The 517-nt window shown below is 63.6% G+C and carries 1 protein-coding gene; it reads left to right on the plus strand.

Annotated elements, in window-relative coordinates; genetic code table 11:
• Positions 1-517: AMP-binding protein (locus A5781_RS00850; RefSeq protein ID WP_156624277.1), on the plus strand; the 517-nt coding region annotated here is incomplete at both ends.

A 517-nucleotide genomic window follows, 5' to 3' on the forward strand; every position in this document is an offset into this window, starting at 1 on the left:
TACTCACCACTGCGGGTCTGCGCTCGCGGCTCGACGGTCATCACGTGCCGGTCATTGATATTGATGACCCCGCCATCCACACCCAACCCAGCACCCCACTGCCAGGCCCGGCCGCCGACGATATCGCATATCTGATCTACACCTCGGGCACCACCGGGGTGCCCAAAGGCGTTGCCGTGACCCACCACAACGTGACTCGATTGTTCGACGCGTTTGATACCCGGTTGGACCTGACCGCAGAGCAGGTGTGGACGCAGTGCCATTCCTATGCATTCGACTACTCAGTGTGGGAGATCTTCGGTGCCCTGCTCGGTGGGGGCCGGTTGGTGGTGGTGCCCGAGTCGGTGACCGCCTCTCCGGAAGAGTTGCATGCGTTGCTGATTGCGGAACGGGTCAGTGTGTTCAGCCAAACACCCTCGGCGGTGGCGATGCTCTCGCCGCAGGGGTTGGAATCGGTGGCGTTGGTGGTGGCCGGGGAGGCGTGTCCGGCTGAGGTGGTGGAGCGGTGGGCTTCCAG

This window comes from Mycobacterium sp. 852002-30065_SCH5024008 (genome assembly GCF_001665645.1).
GTDB lineage: Bacteria > Actinomycetota > Actinomycetes > Mycobacteriales > Mycobacteriaceae > Mycobacterium > Mycobacterium paraffinicum.